The organism is Novosphingobium sediminis (genome assembly GCF_007991615.1).
Taxonomy (GTDB): domain Bacteria; phylum Pseudomonadota; class Alphaproteobacteria; order Sphingomonadales; family Sphingomonadaceae; genus Novosphingobium; species Novosphingobium sediminis.
Window position 1 is genome coordinate 59,093 of record NZ_BJYR01000006.1, and the last position, 13,538, is coordinate 72,630.

Annotated in this window: 18 protein-coding genes; 6 read left to right on the forward strand and 12 right to left on the reverse strand. The window is 66.9% G+C overall.

Annotation, left to right across the window (positions count from 1 at the left end; translation table 11 throughout):
• From NSE01_RS04450 to NSE01_RS21160, 10 genes are all read right to left on the reverse strand, one after another.
• The gene (locus NSE01_RS04450) at positions 1 to 408 is read right to left on the reverse strand and encodes a SufE family protein (RefSeq protein WP_147158436.1); all 408 of its coding nucleotides are present in this window, start codon (positions 406 to 408) and stop codon (positions 1 to 3) included.
• A gap of 121 nt (positions 409 to 529) precedes the next feature.
• Positions 530 to 754, reverse strand: coding sequence for a hypothetical protein (locus tag NSE01_RS04455; RefSeq protein ID WP_147158437.1), 225 nt, complete (start codon positions 752 to 754; stop codon positions 530 to 532).
• Between the two features lie 22 nt (positions 755 to 776).
• A complete protein-coding gene (locus NSE01_RS04460) occupies positions 777 to 1,034 on the reverse strand; it encodes a hypothetical protein (protein ID WP_147158438.1) in 258 nt (85 codons plus the stop codon).
• 25 nt (positions 1,035 to 1,059) lie between these two features.
• On the reverse strand, positions 1,060 to 1,344 hold the full coding sequence (locus NSE01_RS04465) for a hypothetical protein (RefSeq protein ID WP_147158439.1): 285 nt from the start codon (positions 1,342 to 1,344) through the stop codon (positions 1,060 to 1,062).
• On the reverse strand, positions 1,341 to 1,676 hold the full coding sequence (locus NSE01_RS04470) for a hypothetical protein (protein WP_371863200.1): 336 nt from the start codon (positions 1,674 to 1,676) through the stop codon (positions 1,341 to 1,343). The genes NSE01_RS04465 and NSE01_RS04470 overlap by 4 nt, the downstream gene beginning before the upstream one ends.
• Complete coding sequence (locus NSE01_RS04475) at positions 1,676 to 1,957, reverse strand: hypothetical protein (RefSeq protein WP_147158440.1); 282 nt, start codon at positions 1,955 to 1,957, stop codon at positions 1,676 to 1,678. The genes NSE01_RS04470 and NSE01_RS04475 overlap by 1 nt, the downstream gene beginning before the upstream one ends.
• Positions 1,958 to 1,980: 23 nt before the next feature.
• On the reverse strand, positions 1,981 to 2,364 hold the full coding sequence (pspC, locus tag NSE01_RS04480) for an envelope stress response membrane protein PspC (RefSeq protein ID WP_281289468.1): 384 nt from the start codon (positions 2,362 to 2,364) through the stop codon (positions 1,981 to 1,983).
• Positions 2,361 to 2,669: an envelope stress response membrane protein PspB gene (gene pspB, locus NSE01_RS04485; RefSeq protein ID WP_147158441.1), complete on the reverse strand. Its 309-nt coding sequence runs from the start codon at positions 2,667 to 2,669 to the stop codon at positions 2,361 to 2,363. The genes pspC and pspB overlap by 4 nt, the downstream gene beginning before the upstream one ends.
• Positions 2,670 to 2,672: 3 nt before the next feature.
• A complete protein-coding gene (gene pspA, locus NSE01_RS04490) occupies positions 2,673 to 3,473 on the reverse strand; it encodes a phage shock protein PspA (protein WP_147158442.1) in 801 nt (266 codons plus the stop codon).
• A gap of 29 nt (positions 3,474 to 3,502) precedes the next feature.
• Positions 3,503 to 3,664, reverse strand: coding sequence for a hypothetical protein (locus tag NSE01_RS21160; RefSeq protein ID WP_170233763.1), 162 nt, complete (start codon positions 3,662 to 3,664; stop codon positions 3,503 to 3,505).
• Positions 3,665 to 3,848: 184 nt separating this feature from the next.
• Between NSE01_RS21160 and pspF the strand changes: the two genes are divergently transcribed.
• Positions 3,849 to 4,892, forward strand: coding sequence for a phage shock protein operon transcriptional activator (pspF, locus tag NSE01_RS04495; protein ID WP_147158443.1), 1,044 nt, complete (start codon positions 3,849 to 3,851; stop codon positions 4,890 to 4,892).
• 118 nt (positions 4,893 to 5,010) lie between these two features.
• On the forward strand, positions 5,011 to 6,084 hold the full coding sequence (gene recF / locus NSE01_RS04500; protein WP_147158444.1) for a DNA replication/repair protein RecF: 1,074 nt from the start codon (positions 5,011 to 5,013) through the stop codon (positions 6,082 to 6,084).
• Here recF and NSE01_RS04505 read toward each other — a convergent pair.
• The gene (locus NSE01_RS04505; protein ID WP_147158445.1) at positions 6,081 to 6,767 is read right to left on the reverse strand and encodes an arylesterase; all 687 of its coding nucleotides are present in this window, start codon (positions 6,765 to 6,767) and stop codon (positions 6,081 to 6,083) included. The genes recF and NSE01_RS04505 overlap by 4 nt on opposite strands.
• A gap of 68 nt (positions 6,768 to 6,835) precedes the next feature.
• On the opposite strand from NSE01_RS04505, the gene NSE01_RS04510 reads away from it, so the two are divergent.
• Together NSE01_RS04510 and NSE01_RS04515 are read left to right on the forward strand one after the other, a co-directional pair.
• Positions 6,836 to 7,534: an ABC transporter ATP-binding protein gene (locus NSE01_RS04510; RefSeq protein WP_147158446.1), complete on the forward strand. Its 699-nt coding sequence runs from the start codon at positions 6,836 to 6,838 to the stop codon at positions 7,532 to 7,534.
• A gap of 79 nt (positions 7,535 to 7,613) precedes the next feature.
• Positions 7,614 to 10,199 carry an ABC transporter permease gene (locus tag NSE01_RS04515; protein WP_246135029.1) on the forward strand — a complete coding sequence of 862 codons (2,586 nt, stop codon included), beginning with the start codon at positions 7,614 to 7,616 and terminating at the stop codon, positions 10,197 to 10,199.
• Between the two features lie 13 nt (positions 10,200 to 10,212).
• Here the strand turns inward: NSE01_RS04515 and NSE01_RS04520 are convergent, their stop codons facing one another.
• A complete protein-coding gene (locus NSE01_RS04520; RefSeq protein WP_147158447.1) occupies positions 10,213 to 10,629 on the reverse strand; it encodes a DUF805 domain-containing protein in 417 nt (138 codons plus the stop codon).
• Positions 10,630 to 10,931: 302 nt separating this feature from the next.
• Between NSE01_RS04520 and typA the strand changes: the two genes are divergently transcribed.
• Both typA and NSE01_RS04530 read left to right on the forward strand, forming a co-directional pair.
• Positions 10,932 to 12,758 carry a translational GTPase TypA gene (typA, locus tag NSE01_RS04525; protein ID WP_147158448.1) on the forward strand — a complete coding sequence of 609 codons (1,827 nt, stop codon included), beginning with the start codon at positions 10,932 to 10,934 and terminating at the stop codon, positions 12,756 to 12,758.
• Between the two features lie 174 nt (positions 12,759 to 12,932).
• A complete protein-coding gene (locus tag NSE01_RS04530) occupies positions 12,933 to 13,454 on the forward strand; it encodes a DUF1993 domain-containing protein (RefSeq protein WP_147158449.1) in 522 nt (173 codons plus the stop codon).
• Positions 13,455 to 13,538 lie beyond the last annotated feature (84 nt).

Here is a 13,538-nt window from a genome sequence, read left to right on the forward strand (position 1 = left end):
CTATCCCGCAATTCGCGCGGCGTGTTCGCGCACAAGGGCGATCATGTTGGGGACGCCTTGCGTGCGGTTCGACGAGAGCTGGTTCTTGAGATCGAACGGCGCGAGCAGCGCGGCGATATCTGTATCGGCGACCTGCCTTGCGGGCTGATCCTGCACCGCGGCGAGGACAAGTGCGACGATGCCCTTGGTAATCGCGGCGTTGCTATCGGCGAGGAAATGCAGTGCGTCCCCGTTTCCGGCCACGGGATAGACCCACACGCTGGCCGAGCAGCCGCGCACGAGGGTGGCGTCGGTCTTCAGCGCATCGGGCATGGGTTCCAGCTTGCGGCCGAGATCGATCAGCAGCCGGTAACGCTCGTCTGCGTCGAGGAATTCGTACTCTTCAAGGATGTCGTCGAGGTGGCTCATGGCCGGGGACATAGCGGATCGGATGGCGGGGGCAAGACCGTAGAAAGTACCCCTCCGACCCGCCTGCGGCGGGCCACCTCCCCATTTGCGTCTTCGACGAAAATGGAGAGGACCAACGGCGTCAGAGATCGACGCCCGCTGCGATGGCTTCAAGCTTGCGCAGGCGTTCCTTGATGTCGCTGAGGTCGATCATGCCCAGCGCGTGGTGGGTGCCATCCGCCGGGCGGGCAAGCTGGGTGCGCTGAAGATCAAGCCAGCCGTTCCATGCGCTGAGCGCGGTGCGGGCGAGGATCGCAATGCCGACCAGCGTGGCGGCGGCAAGCACGGCAGCAGTGATGAAGGTCATGGCGATTGCTCCTTGGCAGGGATCAATGTTCGCGCAGGGCTTCGATATCCTGCGCCAGACGGCTGGCATCGCGGCCATCGGTGAGGATGCGTTCGAGCACTTCGACGCGCTTGCGTAGTTCGACGACTTCGCGTTCGAGCGCGGGGTTGGCGTTGCGGGCGCCCACGGCATCGCGCAGTTCGGTGATCGGATGGCCAAGGCCGGCCTGATAGCGGACCGTCCGCATTCTCGCCCAGGCCAGAATAGCCACAATCGCGACAATGGCACTCCAGAAGCTCATCGACGTATCCTTGAGAAAAGAGAGTTCAGTTGGCAGCAGCGGTGCGCAGGTCTTCGATCTCGGCGGCGAGCGCGGCAGTTTCCTGCCCTGGCCGATCGGTGGCGATGCGTTCGAGGACGCGGACACGCGCTTCGAGCTTCTGCGCCTGCGCGGCAAAATGGGCTGCCTCATCCGCGCTGTTTTTCGCGGCGAGTTCGAGCTTGCGCTCCTTGAAGGCAAGGCGGCGCTTGTAGACCTCGGCGATCAAGCTGCACACGGTCATCAGGCCGAGCATCAGCGCGGCAAAGGCAATGGCATCGGCGGCGTTCATTGCTTGCTTCCTTGGGTTGTACGCAGAGCTTCGATCTCGTGCGTCAGATGGTAGCCGCTGTCAGTCACGATGCGCTCGACATTGGCGAGGCGGTCCTTGACCGAGCCGAGTTCGGCGCGCAGCTGGGCGTTTTCCTGGCTGAGCAGCTTGATGCGTTCCAGTTCGGCGCTGGTCGTCTTGGGGTAGATCGCCTGCCCCCATGCGCCATCCAGCGGATAGCCGTGGCGGATGCGCAGCCACGTGGTGAACACCCAGCCTGCCACGGGGACAAGGACGACCATGCTGATCAGCGGGGTGAGTTCGATCAGTTTCGACACTTCCTCGACAGCCATCAGTTCCTCCTGCGATCAATCGCCGAACCATCACCGCGCGCGGGATCCCGCAGCGCTTCGATCTGGTTCGCCACATCGTAGCTCTTGTCGGTGACAATGGCCTCGAGCGTGCGGACCCGTTCCTCGAGCGCCTGAGCGCGGGCGGCGGCCTGAGCATTGGTTTCGCTGAGCGCGCTGGCGCGGATTTCCTCGATCTTGCGCTGGTGCTGGGTCCAGATCGCGAGGACCGGGATGAGCAGCGCGAGGATCGGGACCAGCAGCGCGAGTGTACCGTTGTCCATTGGTGTTCCCCCTGGAGTGCCGCTTAGCGCAGCTTTTCAATCTCGGCGGAAAGGCGCGGATTGCCCGAGACATAGAACTGCTCGACTTCGGCGAGGCGGCGGTCGATGTCGCGGAAGGACGAGCGCACTTCGCGGGCGGTGCGGGACGGCGACTGGCGCACGCCCTGCCAGAACTTCTGCTCTTCGCGGTCCGAATAGAGCCGGGCCGGCTTCTTCTCCGCCAGGAAACCCAGCGCGAAGTAGATCAGGAACGGCCAGCCCATCGAGAAGGCGAGGACGATGAAACCGAGGCGAACCCAGAGGACATCGACGCCGGTGTAATCGGCAATCCCCGAGCAGACGCCCATGAACTTGCCATTGACCTTGTCGCGATAGAACTTGGTGCGCTGGGGCAGCTGGTTGCTCACTTGGAAGTCCCCCTCTGTTCGGCGAGCATGCGGTCGAGCTCGCGCAGTTTCTGGTTGTCCTCATCGCGATCCGGCAGGAGCCGCGCGGGGCGGAATTCGGGATTGTCGGCAGCGACAAGGCGCTCGACGGTGTCCATGCGTTCATCGAGACGGCGGGCGAGCTGGTAGAGCTCCTCGAGCAGCGCCTCGTCACCGGTGGTGAGCGTGGCGGCGGTCTTCCACCGGGTGATGTAGTGCAGCACGATCCACGGGAAGGCGATGAACAGCGAGAACATCGCGATCATCGGAATGACGATCTCTTCCATCGATCAGTCCTCCTGCTTGTCCGCGTTCAGCGCGCGCTTCATCGCTTCGAGTTCCTCGTCGACCTTGTCCTGCCCGGCGAGCGCGGCGATCTCGTCTGCGAGGCTGGGCGGGGCACCATCGGCGAGGCTGAGCGCATCGGCGCGGCCTTCGGCATAATCGACGCGGCGTTCGAGCTGATCGAAGCGGGCCAGCGCTTCGTCGACGCGCTCGTTGGTCATCAGGGTGCGCAGGCGGACGCGGTTCTCGGCGCTTTCGAGGCGCGCGGCGATCGCGGTCTGGCGGCTGCGGGCTTCGCGCAGGCGGGTCTGCAGCTTTTCGATATCGGCTTCATAAGCACGCATCGAATCGTCGAGCACCGAGATCTCGCTGCGCAGCTGGGCGCCCATATCGGCGGCCTTGTTCTTTTCCACCAGCGCGGCGCGGGCGAGGTCTTCACGGCCCTTGGAGAGGGCGAGCTGGGCCTTGTCCGCCCAATCGGCCTGGAGCCGATCGAGCTTCGCCACATGGCGGCCCATTTCCTTCTGATCGGCAATCGTGCGGGCGGCAGATGCGCGCACTTCGACGAGGGTTTCCTCCATCTCCATGATGATCATGCGGATCATCTTGGCCGGGTCATCCGCCTTGTCGAGCAGGTCGTTGAAGTTGGCGGCGATGATGTCGCGGGTGCGGGAGAAGATGCCCATCAGGTTGGCTCCGGATACGAAAGGCGTGGAAAGCCGAGTGGTTTCGGTCTCGGGCTGGCGTAGCGCACCAAGCTCGATATCGAAACGGGATTGCGAACGCCCTGCAGAAGCTCCAGCCATCTGGGGCCGCACAGGCGTGTCGGCGCCCATCAGGCGAGCTCACCCGTGATCGCGGCGCTGGAAGCGACGACCTGGGGAGCGGCTGCGGCAACCGGGCGGGTGGCGACGGCGACGTTGAGCGCCATCATCGCTGCGATGCTGATCAGCGCCGCGCGGCCGAGCTGGGTCGAGAAGAAGCGGGCAGTGTACATCGAAAGTCTCCTTTGGGTTCCCTCAGTGGGGAATGCACAGTGCATTGCAGGAGGCGTGCCAAATCGCGAAAGGCCGGAAATTCCGCGGTTTTCGGAGATCAGCGACTTTGCTTATATGGCGATTCTTGCCTAGGCTTGGGAAATTCTGCTATCCCTTGGGACAAGGCACGAAGCGGGGTATTCCATGGATCGCGAAGTCCAGTTCATCGGCCAATCGAGCGCCTTCCTCGATGCGGTTGAGCGCGCCAGCCGCGCCGCACCGATGCGCCGCCCGGTGCTGGTGATCGGCGAACGCGGGACCGGCAAGGAACTGATCGCCGAACGCCTCCACCGCCTTTCGACCCGGTGGCAGGAACCGCTGGTGACGATGAATTGCGCAGCGCTGCCCGAAACGCTGATCGAGGCGGAACTGTTTGGCCATGAGGCGGGCGCGTTCACTGGCGCGACGCGGGCGCGCACCGGGCGGTTTGAGGAAGCGCACGGGGGAACGCTGTTTCTCGACGAACTTGGCACGCTTTCGATGGGCGCGCAGGAGCGGCTGCTGCGCGCGGTGGAATATGGCGAAGTGGCGCGGATCGGGGCGAACAAGCCGATCACGGTGGACGTGCGCATCGTGGCGGCAACCAACGAGAACCTGCCGAAGCTGGCAGAGGAAGGCCGGTTTCGCCCGGACTTGCTCGACCGGCTGAGCTTCGAGGTGATCACCTTGCCGCCCCTGCGCGTGCGCGAGGGCGATATCGCGGTGCTGGCCGATTACTATGCCCGGCGCATGGCGGCGGAACTCGGCTGGCCTTCATGGCCGGGCTTTGCACCGCATGTGGCCGAGCAGATGGAGAAATACGCCTGGCCCGGCAACGTGCGCGAACTGCGCAACGTGGTGGAGCGCGCGGTCTATCGGTGGGACGATCCGGGGCGGCCGATCGGGCATATCCAGTTCGATCCGTTTGAAAGCCCGTGGCGGCCTGCGGCACTGATGACGGCGCCCGCGAAGGCGGCAGATGGGGGGGCGCCGGTGGCACCGGCCACGGCGGCAGCTTCAGGCGACCTTGATGGAGTGAGCGACCTGCGCGGCGCGGTCGATGCGCATGAGCGGGCGATCCTCGAGCATCACCTCGGGCGCAACCGCTATAACCAGAGGCAGACCGCGAAGGCGCTGGGGCTGACGTATGACCAGCTGCGGCATTGCCTGAGGAAGCATGGGCTGTTGGAGCGGGGGGACGCGGCTTAGAGCCTGTCCTGACAAGGTTGCGCGTTGCCGCTTGCCCACCCCCGACCCCTCCCGCAGGCGGGAGGGGAGAAAGAGGCAGCTTTGCGCCCGCGCGCGAAACGCTCTAACGCCGCCAGCGATGCCCCTCACCCGCCTCACCTTGCGCGATTTTCGCAACCATGCCGCGACGCGGCTGGAGGGGACGGCGCGGTTCAATGTGCTGATCGGGGAAAACGGCGCGGGGAAGACCAATGTGCTGGAGGCGATCAGCCTGCTCTCGCCCGGGCGCGGCCTGCGGCGGGCGCAGCCGGCGGAGATGGCCGGGCGCGGCGGGGATGGCAGCTTTGCCGTGGCGGCCGAACTGGAGGAAGGCGCGGTGGCGCTGGCGACCTCCACATCACCCGCAGCACCCGGGCGGCGCACGGTGCGCATCAACGGCGCCGATGGCCCGGCGGCGCGGCTGGGCGAATGGCTTTCGATCACCTGGCTGACGCCCGCGATGGACCGGCTGTTTGCCGAAGGCGCGGGCGCGCGGCGGCGGTTTCTCGACCGGCTGGTGCTGGCGGTGGAGCCGGGCCATGCGCGGGCGGCGAGCCGCTATGAGACTGCGCTGCGCGAGCGCAATCGGCTGCTGGAAGGGCCGGGCGAACCCGATCCGCTGTGGCTCGACGGGATCGAGGCGGGGCTGGCCGAAGCGGGCGCAGAAATGGCGCGGGCGCGGAGCGAATTGATCGCCGGGCTGGCGGGCGCGCTGGCAGACTTGCCCGAGGCGCCGTTTGCGCGGCCTGCGCTTGCCTATGTCGCGGGCGGCCCGGTGGCGGCAGATGCGCTGCGGGCGGCCCTCAAGGAAGGGCGGCGGCGGGACCGCGCAGCGGGGCGCACTCTGGTCGGCCCGCACCGCGATGATCTGGGCGTGACCATGGCCGCCAAGAACGCACCGGCTGCGGATTGTTCGACCGGCGAGCAGAAGGCGATGCTGATCTCGATCGTGCTCGCCCACGCGGCGCTGACGGCAGGCGCGCGGCCGCAGGTGCTGCTGCTCGACGAGATCGCGGCGCATCTCGATCCGGTGCGCCGCGCGGCGCTTTACGAGCGGCTTGGCGAGGCGGGCGCGCAAGTGTGGATGACGGGCACGGAACTGGCGCCGTTCGAGCCGCTGGGCGCTGATGCCGCGGTATGGCGCGTGGCGGATGGGGCGGTTTTGCGGGGTTAGGTAGCGTTTGCCGCGGCCTTGAGCGCCTTCGCCACATCATCCTTCGTCGCGGCGACGATCCGGTCCACGCCTTGCGGGTTGGGATGGATGTGATCGTCGAGCAGCAGCGCATCGTTTCCGATCACGGCTTGCAGGAAGAACGGGATCAGCGGCACTTTGTGCTTGGCCGCGAGCGCGGGGTAGATCGGGTTGAACGCCGCCACATAGTCCTTCCCCATGTTGGGCGCGGCGAGCATCCCGGTCAGCATCGCGGGGATATGGCGCTTGTCGAGCTCTGTGAGGATCGCATCGAGGTTCGCGCGGGTTTCGGCGGGCGGGAGGCCGCGCAGCATGTCGTTGCCGCCTAGGCCGACCATCACGAGGCTGGGTTTCACCTTCTGATTGTCGAGCGTAAAGGCAAGCCGTTCGCGCGCAGCGGCGGTGGTATCCCCCGAAACGCCGGCATTGACGACGCGGGCCTTCACGCCGGCGGAATTAAGCGCGGCTTCGAGGCGGGGCGGATAGCCTTCGCCGGGAGCGAGGCGGTAGCCGGCGTAGAGGCTGTCTCCGAACGCGAGGATGACCGGGGCGTCAGCGGGGATGGTGGGCGCGGCTGCGGTTTGCTGCTTGGGCGCTTCAGGCGTGGGCGCGCTGCCGGAGCAGGCCGCGAGGATCAGGCAGAGAAGCGGAAGCAGACGACGCATCGGTATCCCTCAAGGGCTTTGGGGCAGGCAGGTTGCACCATGCAACGGGTCTATGCGAAGAACAGCGCGTGACAAGTCCTGCTCCCGGTTCGCCCGTCATTGATGCCCAAAATCTCGTGCTGAGCCTAGGACAAGGCGAAGCGCGGGTGGACGTTCTGCGCGGGGTGAGCCTGCGGGTCGCTTTCGGCGAGACGGTGGCGCTGCTGGGCCCTTCGGGTTCGGGCAAGAGCTCGCTGCTGGCGGTGCTGGCTGGGCTTGAGCGCGCCGGCGGCGGCAGCCTGAGCGTGGCGGGGCAGGACTTCATGGGCCTTTCCGAAGATGCGCTGGCCGCAGCGCGGCGGGGGCGGATCGGCGTGGTGCTGCAGGCCTTCCACCTGCTGCCGACGATGACCGCGCTGGAAAACGTGGCGACGCCGCTGGAACTGGCAGGGATGCGCGATGCCGCGCCGCGCGCACGGGCGGCGCTGGAGGCGGTGGGCCTCGGCCACCGCATGGGGCACTATCCGGCGCAGCTTTCGGGCGGCGAGCAGCAACGCGTGGCGATTGCCCGCGCGCTCGCGCCGCGCCCGGCGCTGGTGTTCGCCGACGAGCCGACGGGGAACCTCGATCACGCCAATGGCGAGGCAGTGGCGGAACTGCTGTTTGCGCAAGTGGCGCAAGGCGGGGCGACGCTGGTGCTGGTGACGCATGACGAAGCGCTGGCGCAGCGCTGCGGGCGGATCGTGCGGCTGGAAGACGGACAGATCGTTTCGGACAGCGCGGCGTGAGCGAGTATGGGGCTGAAGTTGCGAGAGCACCCTTCGACAGGCTCAGGGTGAGCGGGTCTTTGTGTTTGGGGCATGGCGCGTGAGCCGCTGGGCGTCAGGATGGACTTTGGCCTGGAAGCTGGCGCGGCGTGGGCTGGACTGGCGGTTCCGCGGGCTGAGGCTGCTGATCGTGTGCCTCGTGCTGGGAACGGCGGCGCTTTCGGCCATCGGGACGCTGACGGGCGGGATCGGGCGCGAGCTGGCCGCGCGCGGGCAATCGATGCTGGGCGGCGATCTTGAACTCACCTTGGCGGGGCGTTCGGCAGCACCGGATGAACTGGCGGCGATGGGGGCGCTGGGCACGGTATCGAAGGGGGTGCGGCTGCAGGCGATGGCGCGCCGGGCCGAGAGTGCCGATGATGCGGTGCCGGTGGAACTGAAAGCGGTTGATGCGCGGTGGCCGCTCTATGGCAGCTTCACCGTGGTGGGCGGGCGCAAGGCCGGCGCGCCGCGGGGGATGACCGCATGGATCGACCCCGGCGTGGGCGACCGGCTGGGCGTGAATCCGGGCGATCACTTGCGCATCGGACAGGCCGAACTGGTGATCGGCGGGGTGATCGCGGGCGAGCCGGACCGGCTTTCCGAGGGCTTTGCGCTGGGGCCGACGGTGATCGTGAGCGAGGAGGCGCTGGCCGCTTCCGGCCTCGTGCAGGTCGGCTCGATGGCGCGGTGGAAGTACCGGCTGCGGACGGCGAAGGAGGCCGATCCGGCGGTGCTGGCTGATGCGTTCAAGGCGCGGTTTGCCGCTTCCGGCTTTCAGGTGAAGACGCGCGACAAGGCCTCTCCGGGGCTCGACCGGTTCGTGGAACGGATGGGGCAGTTTCTGGTGCTGGTGGCGCTGGCGGCACTGGGGATTGCGGGGATCGGGATTGCCGGGGGCGTATCATCGTACCTCGAGATGCGGCGAGCGAGCATTGCGACGCTGAAGATTCTGGGCGCGAGCGCGGGCGATGTCGTGCGGATCTACCTGCTGCAGATCGCGGCGGCAGCGCTCGCGGCGATTGCGCTGGGCCTGTTGCTGGGCGTGGGGATCACGCCGCTGCTGGCGCAGGCGCTGAACGGGCTGCTGCCGATCCCTCCGGGCTTTACGGTGGATGCGGGCGCGCTGGCGGTGGCCGGGGCCTATGGCCTGCTGATCGCGTTGACCTTTGCCGCGCCGCCCTTGCTGGAAGCGCGGCGGGTGCCGGCGATGGCCTTGCTGCGGGCGCGGGTGGCACCTGTGGGGCGCGGGTGGCGCCAATCCCTGTTCAGACCGCCGCTGTGGATGCTGCCGGTGGGCCTTGGTCTGGCGGGGATCGCCGGACTGGCAGTGCTGACATCACCGCAGCCGATGCTGGCGGCGGGGTTCCTTGGCGGAGCAGCGGCGGTGTTTGCGGTGCTGGCGCTGATCGGGCGGGGGCTGGCGTGGGGCGCGGCGAGGCTCCCCCGCCCTTCCCGGCCCTTGCTGCGGATGGCGCTGGGCAACCTGCACCGGCCCGGCGCGCAGACTTCGGCGCTGGTGGTGGCGCTCGGCTTTGCGCTAGCGGCGTTCGTGCTGCTGGCGGCGGTGCAGACAAGCATCGATGCAAACATCGCCAAACGCGTGCCGGAGCGGGCGCCGGATTACTTCGTGCTCGACGTGCCGCGCGGGACCGGGGCGGAAACGTTCAAGGCGCTGGTCGCAAGGACAGCGCCGCGTGCAGCCGTGCGGATGGTGCCTTCGATGCGCGGTGCGGTGCTTGCCTATGGACCGGACGGCGCGATGACCGAGGTGGCGACGCTGAAGTCCATCCCCGAAGATGCCTGGCTGCTGCGCGGAGACCGCGGGCTGACCTATGCCGAGGATATCCCTGAGGGCAACGTGCTGACCGCAGGGCACTGGTGGCCGAAGGGCTATGCGGGCGAGCCGCTGGTTTCGGTGGACGAGGATCAGGCCAAGGCCATCGGGCTGAAGCTGGGCGACAAGCTGCGGATCAGCCTGCTCGGCACCGAACGGGAGGCGCGGGTCGCCTCGATCCGGCGGATCGATTGGTCCTCGTTCGGGTTCAACTATGCGCTGGTGTTCAGTCCGAATGCGCTGGAGGACGCGCCGCATACCTTCGCCGCGACGATTACGCTTGGAGGTAACGGAGGGGCCGCGCCGGAGAAGCGCGCCGCCGTGCGCCGCGCGATCCTTTCGGGGCTGGTCAAGGCGCTGCCGGAAAGCTCTGTGATCGAGGTGGGGCCGGTGCTGGGACAGGCGCGCACGCTGCTGGGGCAAGTCGGCACGGCGATCTTTGCCGCCGCCAGCGTGGCCGTGCTGGCAGGGCTTGCGGTGCTGGCCGGCGCGATCGCGGCGGCGCGGGCGGCGCGGCAGTATGACAGCGTGATCCTGCGCGTGCTGGGTGCGAGCCGGGGGCAGCTCCTCGCGCTGCTGGCGGCGGAGTATGCGCTGCTATCGGCCGTGCTGGCGGCGGTGGCGCTGGCGCTGGGCGGCGGGACGGCGTGGCTGGTGGTGGTCAAGCTGTTCGAGTTCGATTGGTCGCCCGATTGGACGCGCGTGCTCGGTGTGCTCGGCGGCGGGGTCTTGCTGGTGCTGGTGCTGGCGGTGGCGGGTTCGCTATCGGTGCTGCGGACAAGGCCGGCGCAGGCGTTGCGGGCGCTTTAGGCTGCCTTTCAAATCAGCGGAACACGTCCACGCTCAGCGGATCCTTGGGATCGGGGCCGTACTGGTTGGGGCCGCGCGTGCCTTCAAGGCACATGAGGACGAACAGCGCGAAGCCGCCGAAAAACGGGAGCAGCATGAGGAGGAGCAGCCAGCCCGACCGGTCCTGATCGTGGAGGCGGCGCACCGAAACGGCGAGCGCGGGGATGAAGGTGACAAGCGCGAACAAGCCGCCGAGCGTCCCGCCGCCGCCGACCAGCCGGCTACCATAGCCGAAGCCGTTGGGCGTGCGGACGACTTCGTTGGTGCCGAACACCGCATTGAGCACGGCGAAAACGAGGACAAAGAGCAGCACGAACATCCAGTATTCCCGGCGGCGCGAGCGGCCGGTGAACTCGGCATAGCGCCGGTAGGGCAGGAGCATCCAGTTCATCGCGGGGTTTCCTAGAATGTCAGGTGGCGGCCGGTACGGTTCGTATCAAGGCAACGCCGGATAGCTGGAGGAAGCGCCGCACATCGAACTGCAGTTTCTGCATGAGGCGCCGCCCACTCCGCGTTGCCGGGAAAGCATTGTGAGCCACAAATCCACCATCAGGGCAAGGGTTGCACTGTCCGTACCCTTGCCGCAGCGCACAATTGCGGGTAAGCGCGCGCCGAAGCCCCGGCCTGCATGCCGGGCACGGCGTGCTGCCTGCGGCCCGCGTCGCACTCGAGATTTCTATCGAAAGCGTTTTCATGTCCACTGCCCTGCGCAATATCGCGATCATCGCGCACGTCGACCACGGCAAGACCACTCTGGTCGATCAGCTGTTCCGCCAGTCCGGCACGTTCCGCGACAACCAGCGCGTGGAAGAGCGCGCGATGGATTCGAACGACCTCGAGAAGGAGCGCGGGATCACCATTCTCGCGAAGTGCACCTCGGTCGAATGGAACGGCACGCATATCAACATCGTCGACACGCCCGGCCACGCCGACTTCGGCGGCGAGGTTGAGCGTATCCTGAGCATGGTGGACGGCGTGATCCTGCTGGTGGACAGCAGCGAAGGCGCGATGCCGCAGACCAAGTTCGTGACCGGCAAGGCGCTGGCGCTGGGCCTCAAGCCCATCGTCGTCGTCAACAAGATCGACCGCCCGGATGGCCGCGCGCAGGAAGTGCTGGACGAGGTGTTCGACCTCTTCGTCAGCCTCGATGCCAATGACGAGCAGCTCGAATTCCCGGTGCTCTACGCCTCGGGCCGCAATGGTTACGCCAGCGAGGACCAGGACGCGCGCGAAGGCACGCTGACGCCGCTGTTCCAGAAGATCGTCGATCACGTGCCGCCGCCGGCTGCGGACGTCGATGGCCAGTTCAAGTTCCTCGTGACGCTGCTCGACCGCGACAACTTCCTTGGCCGCATCCTGACCGGCAAGGTCCAGTCGGGCACGATCAAGGTGAACTCGCCGATCCACGCGCTGGACCGCGACGGCAAGATCGTCGAAACGGGCCGCGCGTCCAAGATCATGGCGTTCCGCGGCCTCGAGCGCGTGCCGGTGGATGAAGCGAAGGCTGGCGATATCATCTCCATCGCTGGCCTGACCACCGCGACGGTGGCCAACACCATCGCCGATCCGACCGTGACCGAGCCGCTTTACGCGCAGCCGATCGACCCGCCGACGCTCTCGATGCGCTTTGCGGTGAACGATTCGCCGATGGCGGGCCGCGAGGGCAGCAAGGTGACCAGCCGCATGATCCGCGACCGCCTTGAGCGCGAAGCCGAATCGAACGTGGCGATCCGCGTTACCGAAAGCGCCGACAAGGACAGCTTCGAAGTGGCGGGCCGCGGCGAATTGCAGCTGGGCGTGCTGATCGAAACGATGCGCCGCGAGGGCTTCGAGCTGGGCATCAGCCGCCCGCGCGTGCTCTATGGCGAGGATGAGAACGGTGGCCGCACCGAGCCGTATGAAACCGTTGTGATCGACGTGGACGACGAGTTCGCCGGCACGGTCGTCGAGAAGATGGCAACCCGCAAGGGCGAGATGACCGACATGCGCCCCTCGGGCGGCGGCAAGACGCGCATCACGTTCTCGGCGCCTTCGCGCGGCCTGATCGGCTATCACGGCGAGTTCCTTTCGGACACGCGCGGCACTGGCATCATGAACCGCCTGTTCGAGAAGTATGGCCCCTACAAGGGCCGCATCGAGGGCCGGAAGAACGGCGTGCTGATCTCCAACGGCGCGGGCGAGGCCGTGGCCTATGCGCTCGGGCCCTTGGAAGAGCGCGGCATCCTGTTCGTGGGCGTGGGCACGCCGCTGTATGAAGGCATGATCATCGGCGAGAACGCGAAGCCCGACGATCTCGAAGTGAACCCGATGAAGTCGAAGCAGCTGACGAACTTCCGTTCGACCGGCAAGGACGACGCCATCCGCCTGACCCCGCCGAAGATCATGACGCTGGAACAGGCCATCGCCTATATCGATGACGACGAAATGGTCGAAGTGACGCCCAAGTCGATCCGCCTGCGCAAGGCGCTGCTCGATCCGCACGAGCGCAAGAAGGCCGGGCGGAAGAAGGAAGCGGCGTAAGCGCTGCGGGCTTCAGACGAAACAGGGAGGGCGGTCCGGCAAGGGCCGCCCTTTTTGTTTGTGCCTGCTCACCTCATCACCCGCGAGCGCAGTCAGCGGGCATGGACCTCGCCGCGCGGGGGTGACATAGCCTGCGCCGAAACAAGACTGACAACAAACCGGAGAGCAGGATCCATGCCGATTTCCCTTTATGACGCCGTTGTGCCCTCGAACTTGCAAATTCTGGGCGCGGTGGATGCGCTGCTGACCAAGGCGGAGGCGTTTTGCGCGGAGAGCGGCCGCGACGGGGGAGATCTGATCGGTGCGCGCCTAGCTCCCGACATGCTGCCGTTTGGCTATCAGGTGAAGAGCTGCGTGGCGCATTCGACTGGTGCGATTGCAGGGGTACGGGCCGGCCAGTTTGCGCCCGACCTGACACCTTGGCCGGCCGATTTTGCCGGGCTCCACGCGGCAATTCAGGGTGCCATCGCCGAACTTTCAGCGATTGATCCGGCGGAGTTCGAAGCGCTGGGCGAGAACGACACGCTGTTTGCCTTTGGCGAGATGAAGCTGCCGTTCACCGGCGCGAACTTCCTGCTCTCGTTCTCGCAGCCAAACTTCTATTTCCACGCCACGACCGCCTACGCGATCCTGCGCGCCGAGGGGGTGAAAGTGGGCAAGGGCGATTTCATGGGCAGGCCGCGCATCAAGCGGTGAGGATTTCGGCGCGGTAGGATTTCTCCGTCCCGCGGGAATAATTGCCGCTCGGCTCCGTTACGTATCATGGTATGCAGCAGTGTG